The organism is Demequina gelatinilytica (assembly GCF_000971115.1).
Classification (GTDB): domain Bacteria; phylum Actinomycetota; class Actinomycetes; order Actinomycetales; family Demequinaceae; genus Demequina; species Demequina gelatinilytica.
In genome coordinates this window covers 1-19,416 of sequence record NZ_BBLV01000015.1, presented here as the reverse complement: position 1 = coordinate 19,416, position 19,416 = coordinate 1, and the positions used below count along the sequence as shown (strand labels likewise).

Below are 19,416 nucleotides of genomic sequence, written 5' to 3'. Positions count from 1 at the left end.
GAGGGGGGGAGGTCAGAGCAGCGCGCGGAAGGCCTCCGCGGCGCGCACGGGCGCCTCGGGGTCGAGGGTGAGGAACAGGCTCGGCTCGGTGAGCTCGAGCTCGAGCACCACGGGGCCGTCGGCGGTGGGCAGCAGGTCCACCCGCACGTAGGCGAGGCCGGGGTGGCCCATGCCGGGGAGCGCCGCGACAAGGCTGTCCGCAAGCGCGCGCTCGGCGGCCGTCGCGGTCGCGGAGGTGATCTCCTCATCGGCGTACAGCCCGGTGTCGAAGGACATGTCGCGCGACAGGATCGCGCCCTTGCGAGCCGCATGCGAGAAGCGTCCGCCCAGGTAGACCAGTGCCGTCTCGCCGGTCGTGTCGACCTCCGCCAGGTACGGCTGGATCATCGCGACCTTGCCCTGCGCATGCAGGGCCGCGACGTGCGCCGCGGCGCCCGCGGCATCGCCGTCGAACAGCCGGGCCCCGTTCGAGCCTGCGCCTACGGACGGCTTGACCACCAGGTGCCCGCCGAGCCCGACCACGGCATCGTCCGGGACCGCGTCGCCCGGGGCGACGAACGTGGTGGGCACCACCGGGAAGCCGGCCGCGGCGAGGTCCGCGAGATAGCGCTTGTCGGTGTTCCACGCGACGGTGTCGACCGGGTTGAGCAGGCGCGTGAGGGACGATGCGTGGCGCGCCCAGGCCAGGAAGCCGTCGAGGTCGTCGTGATAGTTCCACGTGGAACGCAGGATCGCGACGTCGAAGCCGGCCCAGTCGACCGCCGGGTCGTCCCAGGCGACGAGCGCGGCCTCCGGCAGGTGCGGGAGCAGCGCGGCCTCGTCCGCATCGGGGGAGGCGAGCTCGACGGTGGTGACGATGGCGATCCGGGCGGGCATGGCGCTCACCCTAGCGGCGGCACGCGGGCTCGAGGTGACGCATCTCACGCGCCCCGGACCGCGCGGCTGACGGGGAGGCGGGCCTCGCGCGATTACCCTCGCGGACAGGAGGTGCCCATGTCGCGCTGGAGCCACGCGCTCGCCGCCGTCGCCGCGACGGCGGTCGGCGCGGGGATGCTCGGCGGTGCGTACCTCACGGTCGAGCCCATCGTGCGTGTCGGGGGCGCCGCGGAGCCCGATGCCACCCCTTCTCCCACCGCGTCGCCCAGCGCTGCTGCCTCCCCGTCGCCGACCGTGACGGGCATCGACGAGGACTGCGAGTGGGACGCCCTTCCGGAGACGGCCCGCCCGGCCATGCTCGTGGACGAGGCCCAGGGCCTGCCCGCCGCGCGCGGCATGACCGACGCGGCGTGGTGGTGCGTCGACCAGGACTGGACCGCCGAGGCACGTTCCGCCGGTGGGGACACGTGGCGCCCGGGAGGCACGGCGCAGGCGCTCTACCTGGTCGCGCCCGACGGCGACCTTCTCAAGCTGTTCGACCTGCGCACCGACGTCGAGGTCGTGGTCCTCGACGCCGATCTCGAGGCCCGCCTCGCATGGACCGCGCGCGAGAGCGACGCGGAGACCACGCAGGTGGTCCAGGTGGAGCTCGACACGGGGCTCGTGGTCGACGACTGGGGCGGCGCCGCAGTCCCCGACGCGCAGCGGTCCGAGGGCACCGTGGTCGACGTCGCGCCGCTGCCGCAGTTCGGGGGCGAGGGTGCGCTGTGGGCCGGGTACTCCCCGAGCGGCACCATGCGCTCGCTGTTCGTGCGCGAGCCGGGGGGCACGTTCCGCGCGCTCGATGCGCAGCGGGCGATCGACTCGCTCGTGGCGCAGGGCTCGGTCGATGCCGCACACGAGCCGGGCGTCGAGATCTGGACGGACCGCGCGGGCACGCTGGCGATGATCCTCGCGCAGGACCCCGTCCCGGTGGAGGCCGCGGAGGATGCGAGCGCGAAGGAGATCGCGCGCGCCACCAAGAAGGTGTCGTGGCGCTCGAGCGGCGGCACGTGGGTGGTGGTCGACCTCGCGACCGACCAGTGGCGGCTTGCCGAGGCGCGTCTGCCGCGCGGCCTGTGCCACGGCTCGACGGGGACCGCGCTGCCTGGGACGTACGCCAGCCCGGGCCCGCTGGTCGCCGAGTGCGACGTGAGCGCCGACGAGCGCGGGGTCTTCGCGCTCGCACTCGACGCCGACCCGGTCTCGCGCGACTCCGGGCCGTGACAGGTGCGTCGCGGAGCCTTCTTACGTTGGTCCCACGTGACGATGCGTAGGGTGGGCGGAGTCCATCGCCCCGACCCGTCGAGAGAGGTGCACGTGCAGCGGATCGGAGACCTCGCGTGAGGGTCCTGGTGGTCGAGGACCACGCGGTCCTCGCGCGCGAGGTCGCGACAGGGCTCCGCCGGGTCGGCCTCGCGGTCGACGTCGCTCGCGACGGGGCCGAGGCGCTCGAGAAGGCGGCGGTCAACGCCTACGACGTGGTGGTCCTCGACCGCGACCTGCCGCGCGTCCATGGCGACGACGTGTGCCGCGAGCTGGCCGCGGCCGACGCGCCTCCACGGATCCTCATGCTCACCGCCGCCGGTGCGCTCGAGGACATCGTCGAGGGGCTCGGGCTCGGCGCCGACGACTACCTGGCGAAGCCGTTCGCCATGGTGGAGCTCGCGGCGCGCGTGCGCACCCTGGGACGGCGTGCCGGCATCGCGCCGCGCCCGCATGTGCGCATCGGCGGGCTGGAGATCCGGCCGGACGAGCATGCCGTGACGCGTGACGGACGCGCGATCAGCCTGGCACCCAAGGAGTTCGGGGTGCTCGAGGTGCTCGCGGCCCAGCCCGGGCGCGTGGTGTCCGCAGAGACGCTGCTGGAGAAGGTCTGGGACGAGTACGCCGACCCGCTCACCAACGCGGTCCGCGTCACCATGGTGACGCTGCGCCGCAAGCTCGGTGAGCCCGCCCTCATCGAGACCATCAAGGGCGTGGGCTACGTGCTCCGCGCGGACAGCGACGGGTGAACGTGACCATCCGCGTCAAGCTCACGGCCATGTTCGCCCTGCTGTTCGTGGTGCTCGCGGGCGTGCTGGTCACCACCGCCTACCTGTTCGTCGCGGGCACCGGTGCGGGGCCCGCCCAGATGGCGGAGCGCCAGCAGGCGCTGCAGGACGCGCTGGCGGAGCAGGGCATCGAGGTCCCGAGCTCCCCGGGCCCGCAGGACCCCGCGGGCCAATGGGGCGATGAGGGCGTGCCGCCGCAGGGGCCGCAGGACGATGCGGTGTCCCGCACCCTCGCGGCGATCGACGAGGCCGCTCGCGCGAAGGTGCTCGAGGACCTCCTCACGCGCTCCCTGCTCGCCTTCGCGATCTCGGCTGTGGTCGCGGTGGGCCTCGCATGGTGGCTCGCGGGCCGCGTCCTGCGCCCCGTGGACGAGATCGCGCGCGCGGCGAGCACGCTGTCGGAGCGCACGCTCGACCGGCGGCTCCCGGAGGGAGGCCCCGACGACGAGTTCGGGCGACTCCGGCACGCCTTCAACGGCATGCTCGCGCGCCTCGAGTCCGCCTTCGACTCGCGCCAGCGGTTCGCCGCGGACGCCTCGCACGAGCTCCGCACGCCGCTCGCGGTGCTGCGCGCCTCGGCCGACAACGTGCTGTCCTCACCGCGTCCGTCGCGGCAGGCGCGCGAGCTGGCCGCCGAGGTGGAGGCGCAGGTGGCGCGCGCCGACTCGCTCATGACCAGCCTGCTCACGCTCGCACGCGCGGACGACGTGATCCACACGCGCGAGCGCCTGGACCTTGCCGACGTCGCGGCCGAGGTGGTCTCCGCCGCCTCCCCGCGCGCCACGGAGGCGGGCGTGGAGATCGACCTCGACATCGCGGACGCGCCGATGGAGGGCGACCCCGTCCTGGTCGAGCGGCTGCTTGCGAACCTGCTCGACAATGCGCTGCGCTACAACGTCCCGCAGTCCGGCTGGGTGCGGTGCCGCGTGTGGAGCGAAGGCGCGCGCGCCTGCGCCGAGGTGTCGAACTCGGGCCCGGCGGTGGATGCGGATGAGATCCCCGTGCTGTTCGAGCGGTTCTCGCGAGGCCACCAGCGCTCCGAGGTCGCGGGGCATGGGCTGGGACTGCCGATCGTGGCGCGCGTGGCCGAGGTCCATGCGGGGACCGTCGAGGCGGTGCCCGGGGAGCGGGGCGGCCTGAGCATCCGCGTGTCCTTCCCTCTCGCCGAGGCGCGCTGACCGCTACGTCCCCTCGCGGACGGGCACGGGCGCATCGTCCCGCGGCGCGCGCAGCTCCGCGAGCGCGGGCCGGGTGAGCGTCGCGGTGCCGGAGACGAGCGAGCTGAGCGAGCGCCCGTCCTTGCGGGTCACGGCGACCAGGGCCTCCGCGAGCAGGATCGCGGGCAGCAGGGACGGCACGAGCGCCCACGGCAGCCAGCGGGTGGCCCAGCGCGCGAGCATGCGGCGCGCGGGCGGGTGGCCCACCCCGGCGACCGTCGCGGGGGCGACGTTGAGCAGGAGCTCGCCCAACGTGGCGCGATCGCGCCGGATCAGGCTCGGCACCAGGGTGACGGCCGCCGCGGCCGTCACGTCGATGGCGATCTCGACCCAGGGCATGCCGATGCGCTCCTGCGCATGGGCCAGCGTGTCCGAGCGCGCGATGATCGCCTGGGCGGTTGCGGCGGTCGCGAGCGCGAGCCCCACGACGAGCGTGACATCGACCAGCACCGCGAGGGCGCGGCGCGCGCGAGACGGAGGTTCGAGGTCGGGGACCGGGCGTGGGCGCGCGAATGCGAGGCGTGCGATCCCCACCGACGCGGCGAGCCCGATCGCCCCGCCGATCGTGTTGAGCAGCACGTCGCCCAGATCCAGCGTGCGGTACGGGCACGGGTACATGCCGTAGACCCCGGTCCCCTGCGTGAGCTCGATCGCGGCCGAGGTCGCGGCGGCGATCCCCACGATGCGCACGCCGCGCCATCGGGTCACCTGGTGGAGGAACAGCCCGAACGGGATGAACAGCAGGACGTTGAGGAAGGCGTAGCGCACCATCCAGCCGTCGAATGCATCGGCGAGCCCCCGGTGCGAGATCGCGCGCGCCACGTTCCGCAGCTGGGCGAACGGGTCGAGCTCCCACCTGTCGGTGAGGCCCACGCCCGTGCAGTCGAGCCGGCCGGGCTCGGGCAGGGGGAACAGGGTGAAGGCCGCCAAGGACGATGCGGCGGCCAGCAGCCCCGCCGCGCTCACCAGCGGCCAGGGCTGGAGCCGGCCGTAGCGCCGCACCACGACGCCGAGGGCCGGCAGCATCGCGATCGGCAGGACCGCGACCGTGAGCACGGCGGTGATGGCGGTGTCGATGCGGAGGTCGGGCCCCATGGCCTCACCCTACGAGAGGGGGCCGGGCCCGGACATGATCCGGCGCCGGCGCCCCAGGGGGAGGGAGCGGGGCACCGGCGCACGGAATGGGGTGCGGCTCGGGCGACCAAGTCCCCGGATGATCGCCCGAGCCACGGATGTTCGGGCGGCGTCTCTGCCGCCCACGATCTTGTGTCTACGACGGTAGTGTCCGTCGCGAGGCGGCGGCGGGGACCTTGGTCCCCTGTTTTCCTCACATGTGCGGAGGGGTCGGCGGCTGCTCGATCGCGACCTCGCGTTCCGAAGGCGGCAGCGCATCGTGCTCCCCCGCGGCGTCCCCGCGTTCGGTGTCGCGACGGAGGATGCCGGCGCTCGCGAGCACCAGCACGAGCGCGAGGCCCGCGCCCGCGGCGGACACGCCCAGACCGGCGCGCGCGCCGGACGCCTCCACCAGGCCGCCCGCGAACCACGCGCCGAAGGCGACGCCGACTCCCATGCCGATGCGCAGCCACGCCATGCCCTCGGTGATCTGGTGGCGCTTCACCACGCGCTGCACCACGGTGTCGGCGTTGGTCATGGTCGGCGCGATCGTGAGACCCGCCACGAAGCCCAGCGCGGCGAGCACCACGACGTTCGGCGACAGCGCGAGAAGCCCGAAGCCGACCGTCATCGCGAGCGCGCCGAGCACGGTCCGCTTCCACAGCGGCGTGCTCCAGTGGCGCGCGCCGTAGAGGAGGCCGCCCAGGAGCGAGCCGCCCGAGACGATCGCGAGGATGATGCCCGACCACGTCTGGTGCCCGGCCTCGTCGGCGAAGGCCACGACGGAGATGTCGAAGGCGCCGAACATCGCGCCGATGCCGACGGTGACGAGCGAGACCGCGATCACGGCGAGCGGGAGCCGGAGCCCCAAGGGGTCGGTATCGGAGCCCGAGTGCGGCGCGGGCTCGGTGCCCGTCTGAGCGAGCAGGATGGACATGCCGATCACGAGCGCCACCAGGCACACCACCACGCCCAGCGGCGGCCAGACGAGCGTCGCGAGGATGGTCGCGAGCGCAGGGCCGGTGACGAACAGCACCTCGTCGAGCGCACCCTCGAGGGCGAACGCGGTGTGGATGTCGCGGTCGGAGTCGAGCAGGTGCGACCAGCGGGCGCGCGTGAGGGACCCGAGCGGCCCCTGGATGGACGCGATGGCGACCGAGATCCACAGGAGCCACTCGGGTCCGTGGTTCATCGCGGTGAGCACCGCCATCACCGCGCCGACCACGAAGATCGCGGTGAGCGGGATCATCGCGGCGCGCTGGCCGATGCGGTCGACCAGCCGTGCCGTCGGGACCGTCTGCGCGGCCCACACGAGCGTCCCGATCGCCGCCACGCGCCCCGCCATGGCGTAGCTGTCGTACTGCAGCTGGACCATGAGGATGACCGAGATGTTGAACATCGAGATCGGCAGCCGGGCCAGCAGGCCCGCTGCTGCGAACGCCTTCGCGCCGGGGTGGATCAGGATCCCGCGGTAGTTGTCGAGCACGTCCGCCATCGTCCCACCTGGGGTGACGGCACGCCGACCGGGGTCACGCCGTCGGAGGGGTGCCGCCTCCGGTCTCGACGGTGCCCGGACCGCCCTCCGAGGGGCGCGGCGGCGGGAGGTGGGAACGATGCCTGCGGCGGCGGTCCTGGAGCACCAGCAGGGTCGCGCCGCCGACGATGACGAGCGCGCCGACCGCGACGAGCAGCCAACGCAGCGCGGGGCCCCAGTCATGCTGCGGGTTCGCCCCGCCGACGATGCGGATGGTGTCGGCGCTCATCAGGTCCGCGAGGTCGAGCGTGACGGTGTTGCCCACGATCTCCCCTGCGGTGGCCTCCTGGACCAGCCCGGGGAACGTGAACGAGGCCTCGATGTCGACGGCGCCGCCCAGCAGCGTGAGGTCGTCCGCGCTCGCGCCCGCTGCCGACAGGCTCGACGCGGCGCCCGAGGACAGCTCCACCACATAGGTGTCGCCCTCGCGCGTGACGCCGCTCGCGCCCCCGACCGGCGCGACGCCGGCGGCGTCCTCGAGCGCGGCGAACGGGAGGTCGGCGAGGTCGATCTCGACGCCCTCGAGCCCGTCGTCGTCCGCGTAGGGCTCGACGGTCACGGAGCCCGGGTACTCGTCGGCGAGCGGTGCGAGGCCCTCGCGGACGGTGTCCGGGTCCAGGAGCGAGTCGAGGGCGCCGAGGACATCAAGGTCCTCGGCGCCCTCGGGCAGCTCTGCTCCGTCCGGCAGCGGGGCATCGCCCAGCTGGCCGAGCTGCTCCCCCATCACCAGGCGGGCCTGGTCGGTCATCGCGATGACCGCATGCTGGGAGAGCGTGTCGTGGTCAGAGAAGGTGGTGGCGGTCGTCACCCGCACGCAGCCCGTGAGGGCCACCGTGGTGAGCGCAAGAACCGCCGCAAGCCTTCTCATCGACCATGGTCCTCCTCAGGATCCGTGCCCTCGACGGAGCCCAGCTCGATCGTATCCGGGGCGGCCGGCAGCTCGGTGGTCGGGGCCACCTCCTCCTCGGGCTTCACCTCGGCGTCGGCCGGGGCCTCCTCGACCGGGGCCGGGGGTGCCGGCGGCGCGAAGCCCTGTGCGGCATCGTCCGCGGCCGGGGGAGCGAAGGACGCGGCCTCGGGGGCCGGCGGGGCCTCCACGACGCCCTCGACCGGGGCGCTGGCCACGGTCGCGGGAGCGTTGCGCCGGGTCGCGATGATGACGGCGCCGGCCACGGCGGCCAGCACCACGGCGCCCAGCACGCCCCAGATCCACACGGGGAGGCCCGAGCCGCCGGCCGTCGCGGAGCCGCGGGCCGTGAGCTCGTCGGGTGCGTCGAGCAGGTCCCACGTCACCGTGTTGCCCTCGATGGTGCCGTTGGCGTCCGAGATCGCGCCCGGGAAGGTGACGGCGAGCGTCATGGTCGCTCCGCTGAGCATGCTCATGTCCTCCTCGCCGGTGTCGAAGGTGCCGCCGACCACGTACTCGTCGCCGTCGCGGACGATGGTGATGCCGGCGTCCTGCTCCTCGAGGCTCGCGAGGGGCTCGCCCTCGAACGTCACCTTGGTGCCGACGTAGTCGCCGTCGTCGTAGGCCTCGACGGTGCCGCCCTCGATGTCGTCGAAGGACTCCTCGGCGCCCATCTGGGAGAGCAGGTCCTCGTCGGTCATGCCCATGGACTCGCCGACGCCCTTCTCGATCGCCATGACGATCGAGCCGTCGACCGTGTCGTCCTCGTTGAGCGTGTAGTTCATCTCCATCTTGAGGCAGCCCGAGAGGGCGAGAGCTGTCGCGATGGCCAGTGATGCGGTGCGCAGGGCTTTAGACATGGCGCACACCCTGCCAGAGCAGGCGCGACGGCGCCAGCCCCCGTTCTGGGGTGGGGGGACGGGCCGTCAGCCCTCGAGGGCCTCCGACACGACCTCGCGCGCCGCCGCCTGGACCTCTCCCAGGTGCGACTCCGAGACGAACGACTCGGCGTAGATCTTGTAGACGTCCTCGGTGCCGGACGGGCGCGCGGCGAACCAGGCATCGTCCGTGGTGACCTTGAGGCCGCCGATCTTGGCGCCGTTGCCGGGCGCCGCGGTGAGCTTCGCGGTGATGGTGCCGCCTGCGAGCGTCGTCGCCGGGACCTTCTCGGGGGACAGGGCGCCCAGCTTCGCCTTCTCCTCCTTGCTCGCGGCGGCGTCGACGCGGGCGTACCAGCTCTCGCCCAGGCGGTCGACCAGGCCGGAGTGGAGCGCGGAGGGCGAGCTGCCGGTGGTCGCGATGATCTCGGATGCGAGCAGCGACAGGATGATCCCGTCCTTGTCGGTGGACCACACGCGGCCGTCGCGGCGCAGGAACGACGCCCCGGCGGACTCCTCGCCGCCGAACGCGATGTCCCCGCTCAGCAGCCCCGGCACGAACCACTTGAAGCCCACGGGGACCTCGACCACCTGGCGGCCGATGTCGCGTCCCACGCGGTCGATGAGGCTCGAGGACACCAGCGTCTTGCCGATCCGCGCATTCGCGGGCCACTGCGGGCGCGCGCCGCCGTAGAGGTAGGCGATCGCGGCCGCGAGGTAGTGGTTGGGGTTCATGAGCCCGCCGTCGCGCGTCACGATGCCGTGGCGGTCCGAGTCCGCGTCGTTGCCCGTGGCGACGTCGTACGGGCTGTCGGCGCCGGCCATGAGCGTGCGCAGGCTCGCCATCGCGTACGGCGACGAGCAGTCCATGCGGATCTTGCCGTCCCAGTCGAGGCTCATGAAGGACCACGCGGGGTCGACCTTGGGGTTGACCACCGTGAGATCGAGCTTGAACTCCTCGCCGATCGCGCCCCAGTAGTCCACCGCGGCTCCGCCCAGCGGGTCAGCGCCGATGCGCACGCCCGCCTTCGCGATCGCGTCGAGGTCGATCACCGAGGGCAGGTGGTCGAGGTAGAGGTCGAGGAAGTCGAAGCCCTGCGTCGTGTCCGCAGCGAGCGCCTTCTTCAGCTGGAAGCGCGGCACCTGGCGCCAGCCGCCCGCGAGCAGCTCGTTGGCGCGGTTCGCGATCCAGCCGGTCGCATCGGTGTCCGCGGGGCCGCCGTGCGGCGGGTTGTACTTGAAGCCGCCGTCGCGCGGCGGGTTGTGGGAGGGCGTGATCACGATGCCGTCGGCGAGGCCCTTGCCGGTGGTGCGCAGGCCCGTCTCCGACACCGCGCCGTTCGCGACCAGGATCGCGAGCGACACTGCGGGTGTGGGCGTGTAGCCGTCGCGCGCGTCGACGCGGACGTCCACGCCCGCGGCAGCGAGGACCTCGACCGCGGTCTCCTGCGCGGGGCCGGACAACGCATGCGTGTCCTTGCCGATGAAGAGCGGGCCGTCGATGCCCTGGTCACGGCGGTACTCGACGATCGCGGCGGTGATCGCGACGATGTGCGCCTCGTTGAACGCGGTGTCGAACGCCGAGCCGCGGTGGCCCGACGTGCCGAACGCGACGCGCTGCGCCGCGACCGTGGGGTCCGGCACCAGGTCGTAGTACGCGCCCAGCAGGGCGTCGACGTCGATGAGGTCCTCGGGAAGGGCGATGGTGCCGGCGCGCTCATGCATGGGGCCTACTCTTCCACGGCCCTCGCACGGCTGCCAGGGACCCCTGTCGGATGCCTCACACTCGGGTAAGGCTTTGGCAAAGGGTGCTACCAGGGCGGGTCACGTGCAACTAGGCTGGGCGTCGTGTCAACTGCCGAGGGATCGGAGCGGAGGGCGGCCTCCACGGAAGCGCTTGCGCGCGCTCGCCTGCGCCGTGCCCGCGGACGCATGGCGGTCCCCGCGGCGGCACCAGGGCCGTCCGTGGCGGCGCTCATCGTCGCTCACAACCAGGCGCGCCGCATCGCGGCCACGGTGAGGGCGGCGCTCGCGATCCCGGGCGTCGACCTGGTGCTCGTCGTCGACGATGCGTCGACCGACAACACCCAGGAGCTCGCGCGGCGCGCGGGAGCCGTGGTGGTGCGCCACTCGCACATCCGCGGACGTTCCGCCGCGGTCGAGACGGGGGCCTCGGTCATCGCGATGCGCGACGAGCCGGAGCGGACCCCGCGCGCGATCCTCATCCTCGACCCCAACCTGGGCCACTATGCGATCGGCGCCGCGCCGCTCGTGCCGGCGGTGCTCGAGGGCGTGTGCGACCTCGCGGTCGCGCTGACGGACACGCAGGCCGTCGCGCCAGGGGTGCCGTCCAAGATCGCGCGCACCGCTGTGGAGAAGGCGACCGGGTGGTCCCCGCGTCAGCCGCTCGGGCGCATCCGCTGCCTCACACGGGAGGCGCTCGAGGTCGCCATGCCGCTTGCGCGCGGGAACGGCCTCGAGGTCGCGATGACGCTCGACGTGCTCCACGCCGGGCTGGCGATCACCGAGGTGGAGTGCGACATCCGGCACAAGGGACCCTCGATCGAGGACCGCACCCCCGTGGGACGCGCCAACCGCTACCGTGAGGTCCTGACGGTGGTGAGCGCGAGGCGCATCCGTGGCCGGATGCAGTCGACGCGGGCCTCGATGGGTCAGCGCCTCCGCCCGCAGCGGGACGAGGCGGCGCCCGTTCCCGAGACCATGGAGCCCGAGGAGGACTCGTGACGGACCGGCCCCGCTACGCGTACCTGGGCCCCTCGGGCACGTTCACGGAGGCGGCGCTCCTCGCGATGGTCGATGCGGACCAGGTCGAGCCCGTCCCCATGATCGACGTCCCGGCCGCGCTCGCGGCGGTGCGCTCGGGCGACGTCGACCACGCGGTGGTGGCGATCGAGAACACGGTCGAGGGCGGCGTGACGGCGACGCTGGACACCCTCGCGCAGGGGGACCCGCTGGTCATCCTCGGCGAGGTCGTGCTGCCGGTCTCCTTCGAGCTCGTGGTGCGTCGAGGCACCACGATCGAGGGCATCACCGCGGTCTCCGCGCACTCGCACGGGCTCAACCAGTGCCGTCGCTGGCTCGCGGCGACGCTTCCCGGCGCGGTCCAGATCGCCGCATCGTCCAACGCGGCCGCGGCGCAGGAGCTCGCCGCCGGCGTGGGCGGCTTCGAGGCGGCGCTCGCGCCCCCGGGGCTGGGCGAGAGGCTGGGCCTCGAGGTGCTGACCGCGGGGGTCGCGGACAACGTCCACGCCGCGACCAGGTTCGTGAAGATCGGCCGTCCGAGCCAGGTGCCCGCACCCACGGGCGCCGACAAGACGACGCTCGCGATCTGCCTGCCGGACGATCGCGCCGGTGCGCTGCTCGCGATGCTCGAGCAGTTCGCGGCGCGCGGGGTCAACCTCTCCCGCATCGAGAGCCGCCCGCGCTCGGACCGGCCCGGCGAGTACTCGTTCTCCGTCGACGCGCTGGCCCACATCGACGAGCCGCGCATGACGGAGGCCCTGGTGGGTCTCAAGCGCACCAACCCCGTGGTCGTGTTCCTCGGGTCCTACCCGGCGGCGTCGGGCTACCCGACCCCGGTCGCCTCGGGGACCTCCGCGGAGGAGTTCGCCGAGGCGCGCGCGTGGGTCCAGGGCCTGCGCTCCGGGCGGCACTAGCCGCGTCGGGGACCGTGTCAGCGCTTCGCTGACACATGAGCGTCCGCACAGCGTCGCGTGCGGGCACCCATGTGTCAGCGGGGCGCAAGCAGCGCGGGTGGCGGGCGGCGCGCCCGGTCAGCCGGCCTCGGACGATGCGGGAATCGCATCCGCATCCGGCGTCGCCTCGCCCCCGGGCGCGCTCGAGGCGGGCACGCGGAGCCTGAGCGCGCCCGCGTCGACCTCGCCGAGCACACGCGTCGCGCGCCCCAGCGACTCGCCGTCGACCTGCACCTTCTGCGGCTCGTCGAAGCGGATGTCGACGCGCTTGCCGCGGACGTGGTCGATCCGCGACGTACGCCAGACGCGCGTGTGCCACGGCTCGCGGATCCCCGCGCCCTGCGCCACCACGGTCCCGAACAGCTCGGTCCAGCCCACGATCCCGCCGCGCGCATCGAGCGTCGCGACGTCGATCATGCCGTCGTCGAAGCTCGCGTCCGGCACCAGCTGGATCCCCGCCGGGAGCCGGCCCACGTTCGCGAGCAGCACCGTGCGCATGTGGCTCTCGACGGGCTCGCCTTCGTCGACCGCGATGCGCGCCATCATGCGCTTGCCCAGGTGCTGCACCGCGGCGAAGAAGTAGGCGACCCACCCGAACTGCTTCTTGAGGCGGTCGTCGGCGCCGGCGACCATCTCCGCGTCGAGCCCCGCGCCGGCGATCACCAGGAAGATGTGCCGCTCGCCCTCCTCCTCGCCCTCGGGTGTGCGCACGAGCGTGAGCCAGCCGACGTCGGAGCTGCGCTCGGCACCCTCGAGAGCGGTGCGCAGCAGCGCCGGCACATCCCCGAGCGGAAGGTCGAGGTTGCGCGCGAAGAGGTTGCCCGTGCCCATCGGCATGATCGCCATCGGCACGCCCGAGCCCGCGAGGCCCTCGGCCACGGCGCGGACCGTGCCGTCGCCGCCGACGGCGACCACCACATCGGCCCCCGACGCGATCGCGTCGCGGGTCTGGCCCGTGCCGGGGTCATCCGCCGTGGTGTAGAACCACATCGGCTCGGGCAGGTAGCGGATCGCGCATGCGCGCAGCGCCTGCTCGCGCAGCTCCGCGATCCCGCCCTTGGTCGGGTTCATGACGAAGGCGACGCGCTCACGGGCGTCGGAGCGCCCTGCGGCCGCCGCGAGGTCGAGCGCCGGGAGCGGCTTGATGCGCAGCATGCGTCGCCACATCGGCGGCACCGCGACGGGGTCGCGCACGCCGATGCGGCGGGTGGTGGCGATCGCGAGGGACAGCGCCACGAGCGCCACCACCAGCGATATCAGCGCGATCACTGTCCCGGCGGTCATGAGGAGAGCGTACGTCGACCGTCGATAGACTTGGCGGCATGATCGACCTCAAGCTGCTGCGTGCCACCCCCGACATCGTGAGGGAGAGCCAGCGCTCGCGCGGGGACGACCCCGCCGTGGTCGACGAGGTCCTCGCGGCCGATGCGGCCAACCGCGCCGCCCTCCAGGAGTTCGAGACCGCACGCGCCGAGCAGAAGCTGCTGGGCAAGGACGTCGCGCGCGCCCAGGGCGAGGAGAAGCAGGCGCTGCTCGCGCGCACCAAGGAGCTCGCGGCGCGCGTGAAGGAGCTGCAGGCGACCGCCGACGCGGCCTCGGCCCGTGCGGTCGAGCTCGCGCGCTCGCTCGGCAACATCCCCGAGGCGGGCGTGCCCGCGGGCGGAGCGGACGACTTCGTGGTCCTGCGCCACGAGGGCGCCGCGCGCGACTTCGCCGCGGAGGGCATCACGGTCAAGGATCACCTCGAGCTGGGCGAGGGGCTCCAGGCGATCGACATGGAGCGCGGTGCCAAGGTCTCCGGCGCGCGCTTCTACTTCCTCACCGGGATCGGCGCGCGCCTCGAGCTCGCGGTCCTCAACGCCGCCATGCAGGTCGCGATCGAGGCGGGCTTCTCGCCCATGATCACGCCCACGCTCGTGCGTCCCGAGGTCATGGCCGGCACGGGCTTCCTGGGCAAGCATGCGGATGAGATCTACCGCCTCGAGCGCGACGACCTCTACCTGGTGGGGACGTCGGAGGTGGCGCTCGCGGGCTACCACAGCGACGAGTTCGTCGACCTGTCCGCCGGCCCCCGCCGCTACGCGGGCTGGAGCGCGTGCTACCGCCGCGAGGCCGGCTCGGCCGGCCGCGACACGCGCGGCATCATCCGCGTGCACCAGTTCCACAAGGTGGAGATGTTCTCCTACTGCCGCCCCGAGGACGCCGCCGCGGAGCACGCGCGCTTCCTTGCGACCGAGGAGCGCATGCTCCAGGCCCTCGAGCTCCCGTACCGCGTCATCGACACGGCCGCGGGCGACCTCGGCTCGAGCGCCGCGCGCAAGTTCGACTGCGAGGCGTGGCTGCCCAGCCAGGAGCGGTGGATGGAGGTCACCTCGACCTCCAACTGCACCACCTACCAGGCGCGTCGTCTCGCGATCCGCGAGAGGCGCGAGGGGGGCTCGGAGCCCGTGGCGACCATCAACGGGACCATCGGCACCACGCGCTGGCTGGTCGCGCTGCTCGAGAACCACCAGCAGGCCGACGGCAGCGTGCACGTCCCCGAGGTGCTCCGTCCGTACCTCGGCGGGCTCGAGGTCCTCGAGCCCGTCCGCTGACCCCGATCCCCCGTGACGGTCACCTCACGCGCTCCCGCGGTGCGCGCGGCCCGTCGTAAGGTCGAGTCATGAATCCCCACGACATGCGCCCGCCGCTCGGACCCGACTCGTGGCGCCTCGTGGGCCTCGACATCGACGGCACGCTCATGCATTGGGGCGGCGAGATCTCCGATGCGGTCGCCGAGGCCGTCGAGCGCGCCCGCATGTGCCGCAACCACGTGATCCTCGCGACGGGACGCAACATCATGGGGATGATGCCCGTCGCCGAGCGCCTGGGGATCCGCCGCGGCTGGGCGGTGTGCTCCAACGGCGCGGTGACGGTGCGGCTGAACCCGCGCGCCGCGGGCGGCTACGACATCGTCGAGAAGGTCACGTTCAACCCGCGCGCCGCGCTCGAGCTCATCCGCGAGGAGATGCCCGACGCCTTCTTCGCCGTCGAGGACCTGGGCGTGGGCTTCCTGGTCAACCGCGAGTTCCCTGCGGGGGAGCTGGTGGGCCGGCAGCGCGTCGCGAGCTTCGACGAGCTGTGCCACGACGAGGCGACGCGCGTGGTCATCCGCGCTCCCGGCGTGGACGTCAGCCACTTCGACGACCTGGTCCACCGCATCGGCCTCAACGACGTCACGTACGCCGTGGGCTACTCCGCGTGGCTCGACCTCACGCCGCCGGGCGTCACCAAGGCGTCCGCCCTGGAGACGCTGCGGCGACAGCTGGGCGTCTACCCCGATCACACGGTCACGGTGGGCGACGGGAACAACGACATCTCGATGCTCGAGTGGGCGGGCCAGTCGGCCGCGATGGGGACGGCGCCCGCGCATGTGAAGGCGGTGGCTGACGAGGTCCTCGGCTCCGTCGAGGAGGACGGGATCATCGCGGTGCTCGACCGGCTCATCGACCCGGACCGCCTCGCGGTGATGTAGAGGGCCGCGTTCAGGCGATCGTCAGCACCACCTTCCCGAACACCTCGCCTGACTCGAGCAGCCGGTGCGCGTCGGCGGCGCGGTCGAGGGGGACGGTCGCATGGACGATGGGCCGGACCCGGTCGGGCACCAGCGGCCAGACCTCCTCGCGCACGCGGGCGACGATGGCCGACCGCTCGGCGAGAGGCCGCGCGCGGAGGGTGGTCCCGATGACGCGGGCCCGCTTCGCGAGCAGCATCCCCAGGTCGAACTCGCCGCGCGCACCCTTCTGCATGCCGATGACCACGAGCCGGCCCCCGGTGCGGAGCGATCGGAGGTTCGCGTCGAGATACGCCGCGCCCACCACGTCGACGATCACGTCGGCGCCGCCCAGGTCGCGCACGGCCTGCACCCAGTCGTCCGCCCGGTGATCGAGCGCGACGTCGGCGCCGAGCGCCGCGCATCGTGACGCGCGCTCGGGCCCGCCCGCCGTGGTGATCACGCGCATGCCCCGCGCCTTCGCGATCTGGATCGCCGCGGTGCCCACGCCTCCCGAGCCGCCGTGGACCAGCAGCGTCTCGCCGGGGCGGGCATCGGCCTCGTCGAGGTTGGACAGGACCGTGCACGCCGCCTCGACCAGCGACGCGGCCTCCACGTCGGACACCCCGACCGGCACAGGGAGCAGGAGGGACGGCTCGACAGCGGCGCGCTCGGCGTAGCCGCCGCCTGGAAGCAGCGCGCAGACGCGGTCGCCCGCGGACCAGGGGGACGATGCGGGGGCCGAGAGGAGCGTGCCGGCTGCCTCGAGCCCGGGCCACGCGGGTGCGCCCGAAGGGGCCGGATACCTGCCTTGTCGCTGCAGGATGTCCGCGCGATTCACGCCTGACGCTGTGATTCGCATCACAGCGTGATCCGGGCGTGTCGCCTCAAAAGGCACATCTGCCAGGGATAAGGACTCCGGGCCGCCGGGTGCGGTGATGACGCATGCCTTCATCGAAATACTCCCGTTACCTGCGTCATAGTCGGGGCCGCCTATCCTCTCATCAAACATCGCACATGGATGAAGGCTTATGTTCCCGGCGGCTGAGGCCGATAGGGCAGGGGAGCAGTCGTCCGATTCCATGCACGGAGCGCCCTGATCCGTGCGGCGGCTTGTGAGGGGAAGGTTTCATGCTCCAGAGGCTCGGTATTCGAGGAAAGCTCCTCGCCGTCGTCATGGTGCCCATTCTCGTCCTGCTGTCGGCGGTGTCGTACATCACGCTGTCCGCGGCCTCCGACTATCGCGAGAACTCCAACGCTGAGAAGCTCGTCGACACGCTCAGCGAGGCGCGTGAGACGGAGGCCCTGATCCAGGACGAGCGCAGCGCTGCGCTCAACTTCGTGCACCTGATCCAGGACACCCAGGAGAAGCTCGCCGAGGCGCGCGCCGACGTGGAGTACCGCTACGGCACGCTCGCCGAGCGCCTCCGGTCGCTCGACGGGGCCCAGGCCGAGACGCTCTTCACCTTCACCCAGCAGCGGCTGGGTGTCACGGACGACGGCATGCTGCCCGAGGCACGCGCCTACACGCTCGGCACCCCCGAGACCGAGGGCGGCTGGGTTGTCCTGCCCACGGACGACGAGATCGAGCAGATGGACGCGGCCTACCGCGAGGCCGTCCGCCAGCTCGACACGCTCGCGAGCTCGAGCCCCGAGGAGTACGACCTCCAGATCCCGTTCGCGGCGCTCTCGTACGCCGTCGAGCAGGAGGCCGCGTACGCCCACCGCCTGCTCGCCGACACGGCCGAGTACCGCGACCAGCTCGACGAGATCTTCCCCGCGGTCGACGATGGCCTCGACCAGATCGCCGCCTCCGCCGCCGAGGTGGACGTGACGGAGGAGAACGCGAAGGCGCTCGCGGCGGTGGGCGCCGGCCACGAGCTCCGCGACTCGCTCCCGCAGATCCGCGCCGGTGTGCGCACGGCGAGCATCTCGCCCGCGACGGTCACCGTCTACTACACGCAGATCGTCGACCAGTTCGTCGGCGCCTCGGACGCCATCGCGCTCGCCATCCCCGACCGCGAGATCGTCGGCACCATCCAGGCCTATGGCGCGCTCGACAGCCTGATCGAGGAGATCCGCTACGAGGGCGACGTCTTCAACCGCCTCATCCGTGAGGGCGAGTTCACCGCCTCCGAGATCGCGGAGACGCGCTCGATCGTGGAGCGCACCAGCATCGGCCTCGAGGCGGCGCAGTCGCGCGGAGCCGGTCTCCAGCCCGCGATCGAGGTGCCCGCCCTGGGCGCGTCCGCCGGTTCCGACACCTCGTTCGTGACCATCCAGAACACCGTGCTCAACGGTCTCGACTCGTCGCTGGTCGCGTCGCAGTCGGACGACTGGCCGGGCAAGGTGCAGGCCGAGCTCGACCAGTACGTGCCGCTGCGCGAGGACGTGTGGGAGCGCACCACGAGCGCCATCTCCCAGAACACCATCAACGCCGCATCCGCCACGTGGTTGACGCTGGCCATCGCGGTCGGCGCCGTGGTCGGCTCGCTGCTGATCGCGTTCGCGATCTCGCGCCGCATCGTCGTCCCGCTCCGCCGCCTCACCACGACGGCGACCGCGGTCCGCGAGGAGCTCCCCCGCCTGGTGGAGCGAGTCGCCATGCCGGGCGAGGACGTCGACGTCTCCGAGGTGCAGATCCGTGTCGAGTCGAAGGACGAGGTCGGCCGTCTCGCCGAGGCGTTCAACGGCGTCAACGCGGCCACCATCGAGATCGCGCGTGAGCAGGCCGCCCTGCGCTCCTCGATCTCGGAGATGTTCGTCAACGTCGCGCGCCGTGACCAGCTGCTCCTCAACCGTCAGCTGTCCAGCATCGACGAGATGGAGCGCAGCGAGGACGACCCGGACCGTCTGACCAGGCTGTTCGCGCTCGACCACCTCGCCACCCGGATGCGCCGCAACTCGGAGTCCCTCCTGGTGCTCGCAGGCATCGACACCGGTCGCCGCATCCGCCGCGCGATGCCGATGTCCGACGTGATCCGTACGGCGTCCTCCGAGATCGAGCTGTACGAGCGCGTCGACCTCGAGCTCATCGTCGACCCCGCGATGCTCGGCCACCAGGCCCTCACCGCCGCCCACCTGTTCGCCGAGCTGCTCGAGAACGCGACCGTGTTCTCCGACCCCGGCTCGCGCGTGGTGGTCCGCACTGGCCGCACGGTCGACGGCTTCACGGTCGAGGTGATCGACACCGGCATCGGCATGACCCAGGACGAGCTCGCCGAGGCGAACTCGCGCGTCCAGTCCTCCGCCGCCTCCGAGATCCTGGGTGCGCAGCGCCTGGGACTCTTCGTGGTCGGTCGAATCGCCCGCCGCCTCGGTGCGCAGGTCGCGCTGTCCTCCGTCGAGGGCAGCGGCACGGTCGCGACGGTGCTCCTGCCGTCGTCGCTGTTCCAGTCGCCCGACGCCGCCCCTGAGGCGGCCGCCCCGGTGGAGGCTCCCGCGCCCGCGGCGCCGGTCGCCCCGGCCGCGCCCGCCCAGCCGACCTTCCCCGTCGCTCCCGCGACCTCCGCCTCGGGGCTCCCGTCGCGGTCCGCCGACAGCACGCCGG

At 72.9% G+C, this 19,416-nt stretch carries 16 protein-coding genes; 8 read left to right on the top strand and 8 right to left on the bottom strand.

The window, feature by feature from the left end:
• Window positions 1-12: 12 nt before the first annotated feature.
• The gene (locus AOM00_RS12075) at window positions 13-876 is read right to left on the bottom strand and encodes an ATP-grasp domain-containing protein (protein ID WP_062518024.1); all 864 of its coding nucleotides are present in this window, start codon (window positions 874-876) and stop codon (window positions 13-15) included.
• Window positions 877-993: 117 nt separating this feature from the next.
• Here AOM00_RS12075 and AOM00_RS12070 point away from each other — a divergent pair, with 117 nt between their 5' ends.
• From AOM00_RS12070 to AOM00_RS12060, 3 genes are all read left to right on the top strand, one after another.
• Window positions 994-2,142: a hypothetical protein gene (locus AOM00_RS12070; protein ID WP_062518023.1), complete on the top strand. Its 1,149-nt coding sequence runs from the start codon at window positions 994-996 to the stop codon at window positions 2,140-2,142.
• Window positions 2,143-2,258: 116 nt separating this feature from the next.
• Window positions 2,259-2,930: a response regulator transcription factor gene (locus AOM00_RS12065; protein WP_062518022.1), complete on the top strand. Its 672-nt coding sequence runs from the start codon at window positions 2,259-2,261 to the stop codon at window positions 2,928-2,930.
• A 2-nt stretch (window positions 2,931-2,932) separates the two neighbouring features.
• Window positions 2,933-4,147 carry a sensor histidine kinase gene (locus tag AOM00_RS12060; protein WP_156159158.1) on the top strand — a complete coding sequence of 405 codons (1,215 nt, stop codon included), beginning with the start codon at window positions 2,933-2,935 and terminating at the stop codon, window positions 4,145-4,147.
• A 3-nt stretch (window positions 4,148-4,150) separates the two neighbouring features.
• Here AOM00_RS12060 and AOM00_RS12055 read toward each other — a convergent pair whose 3' ends face one another.
• The 5 genes from AOM00_RS12055 to pgm all read right to left on the bottom strand — a co-directional run bounded on the left by AOM00_RS12055 (window position 4,151) and on the right by pgm (window position 10,343).
• The gene (locus AOM00_RS12055) at window positions 4,151-5,281 is read right to left on the bottom strand and encodes a VanZ family protein (RefSeq protein ID WP_062518020.1); all 1,131 of its coding nucleotides are present in this window, start codon (window positions 5,279-5,281) and stop codon (window positions 4,151-4,153) included.
• Window positions 5,282-5,513: 232 nt separating this feature from the next.
• Window positions 5,514-6,794, bottom strand: a complete 1,281-nt coding sequence (locus AOM00_RS12050) for an MFS transporter (protein ID WP_062518019.1) — start codon at window positions 6,792-6,794, stop codon at window positions 5,514-5,516.
• Between the two features lie 34 nt (window positions 6,795-6,828).
• The gene (locus AOM00_RS12045; protein ID WP_156159157.1) at window positions 6,829-7,701 is read right to left on the bottom strand and encodes an LppM family (lipo)protein; all 873 of its coding nucleotides are present in this window, start codon (window positions 7,699-7,701) and stop codon (window positions 6,829-6,831) included.
• Window positions 7,698-8,600 (bottom strand): LppM family (lipo)protein, encoded by a 903-nt coding sequence (locus tag AOM00_RS12040; protein WP_156159156.1) that lies wholly within the window; start codon window positions 8,598-8,600, stop codon window positions 7,698-7,700. Before AOM00_RS12040 ends, AOM00_RS12045 begins: the two co-directional genes overlap by 4 nt.
• A gap of 66 nt (window positions 8,601-8,666) precedes the next feature.
• Window positions 8,667-10,343, bottom strand: coding sequence for a phosphoglucomutase (alpha-D-glucose-1,6-bisphosphate-dependent) (gene pgm, locus AOM00_RS12035; RefSeq protein ID WP_062518016.1), 1,677 nt, complete (start codon window positions 10,341-10,343; stop codon window positions 8,667-8,669).
• Window positions 10,344-10,466: 123 nt separating this feature from the next.
• Between pgm and AOM00_RS12030 the strand changes: the two genes are divergently transcribed.
• Window positions 10,467-11,363, top strand: a complete 897-nt coding sequence (locus AOM00_RS12030; protein ID WP_228373495.1) for a glycosyltransferase family 2 protein — start codon at window positions 10,467-10,469, stop codon at window positions 11,361-11,363.
• Complete coding sequence (gene pheA, locus AOM00_RS12025; protein WP_062518015.1) at window positions 11,360-12,295, top strand: prephenate dehydratase; 936 nt, start codon at window positions 11,360-11,362, stop codon at window positions 12,293-12,295. Before AOM00_RS12030 ends, pheA begins: the two co-directional genes overlap by 4 nt.
• 117 nt (window positions 12,296-12,412) lie before the next feature.
• Here pheA and AOM00_RS12020 read toward each other — a convergent pair whose 3' ends face one another.
• Window positions 12,413-13,618 (bottom strand): diacylglycerol/lipid kinase family protein, encoded by a 1,206-nt coding sequence (locus tag AOM00_RS12020; protein WP_062518014.1) that lies wholly within the window; start codon window positions 13,616-13,618, stop codon window positions 12,413-12,415.
• A 38-nt stretch (window positions 13,619-13,656) separates the two neighbouring features.
• Between AOM00_RS12020 and serS the strand changes: the two genes are divergently transcribed.
• Complete coding sequence (gene serS / locus AOM00_RS12015) at window positions 13,657-14,928, top strand: serine--tRNA ligase (RefSeq protein ID WP_062518013.1); 1,272 nt, start codon at window positions 13,657-13,659, stop codon at window positions 14,926-14,928.
• 68 nt (window positions 14,929-14,996) lie between these two features.
• The gene (locus AOM00_RS12010; protein WP_228373494.1) at window positions 14,997-15,848 is read left to right on the top strand and encodes an HAD family hydrolase; all 852 of its coding nucleotides are present in this window, start codon (window positions 14,997-14,999) and stop codon (window positions 15,846-15,848) included.
• 10 nt (window positions 15,849-15,858) lie between these two features.
• Here the strand turns inward: AOM00_RS12010 and AOM00_RS12005 are convergent, their stop codons facing one another.
• Complete coding sequence (locus AOM00_RS12005; RefSeq protein WP_062518012.1) at window positions 15,859-16,821, bottom strand: NAD(P)H-quinone oxidoreductase; 963 nt, start codon at window positions 16,819-16,821, stop codon at window positions 15,859-15,861.
• A 176-nt stretch (window positions 16,822-16,997) separates the two neighbouring features.
• Between AOM00_RS12005 and AOM00_RS12000 the strand changes: the two genes are divergently transcribed.
• Window positions 16,998-19,416 (top strand): ATP-binding protein (locus AOM00_RS12000; RefSeq protein WP_156159155.1); only part of this gene is annotated, 2,419 nt, incomplete at its 3' end.

Coding starts and splice junctions, on each gene's coding strand:
- AOM00_RS12005 (WP_062518012.1), bottom strand. CDS start 16,821: ATGAAGGCATGCGTCATCACCGCACCCGGCGGCCCGGAGTCCTTATCC.
- serS (WP_062518013.1), top strand. CDS start 13,657: ATGATCGACCTCAAGCTGCTGCGTGCCACCCCCGACATCGTGAGGGAG.
- AOM00_RS12050 (WP_062518019.1), bottom strand. CDS start 6,794: ATGGCGGACGTGCTCGACAACTACCGCGGGATCCTGATCCACCCCGGC.
- AOM00_RS12070 (WP_062518023.1), top strand. CDS start 994: ATGTCGCGCTGGAGCCACGCGCTCGCCGCCGTCGCCGCGACGGCGGTC.
- AOM00_RS12020 (WP_062518014.1), bottom strand. CDS start 13,618: ATGACCGCCGGGACAGTGATCGCGCTGATATCGCTGGTGGTGGCGCTC.
- AOM00_RS12055 (WP_062518020.1), bottom strand. CDS start 5,281: ATGGGGCCCGACCTCCGCATCGACACCGCCATCACCGCCGTGCTCACG.
- AOM00_RS12045 (WP_156159157.1), bottom strand. CDS start 7,701: ATGAGAAGGCTTGCGGCGGTTCTTGCGCTCACCACGGTGGCCCTCACG.
- AOM00_RS12010 (WP_228373494.1), top strand. CDS start 14,997: ATGAATCCCCACGACATGCGCCCGCCGCTCGGACCCGACTCGTGGCGC.
- pgm (WP_062518016.1), bottom strand. CDS start 10,343: ATGCATGAGCGCGCCGGCACCATCGCCCTTCCCGAGGACCTCATCGAC.
- AOM00_RS12040 (WP_156159156.1), bottom strand. CDS start 8,600: ATGTCTAAAGCCCTGCGCACCGCATCACTGGCCATCGCGACAGCTCTC.
- AOM00_RS12075 (WP_062518024.1), bottom strand. CDS start 876: ATGCCCGCCCGGATCGCCATCGTCACCACCGTCGAGCTCGCCTCCCCC.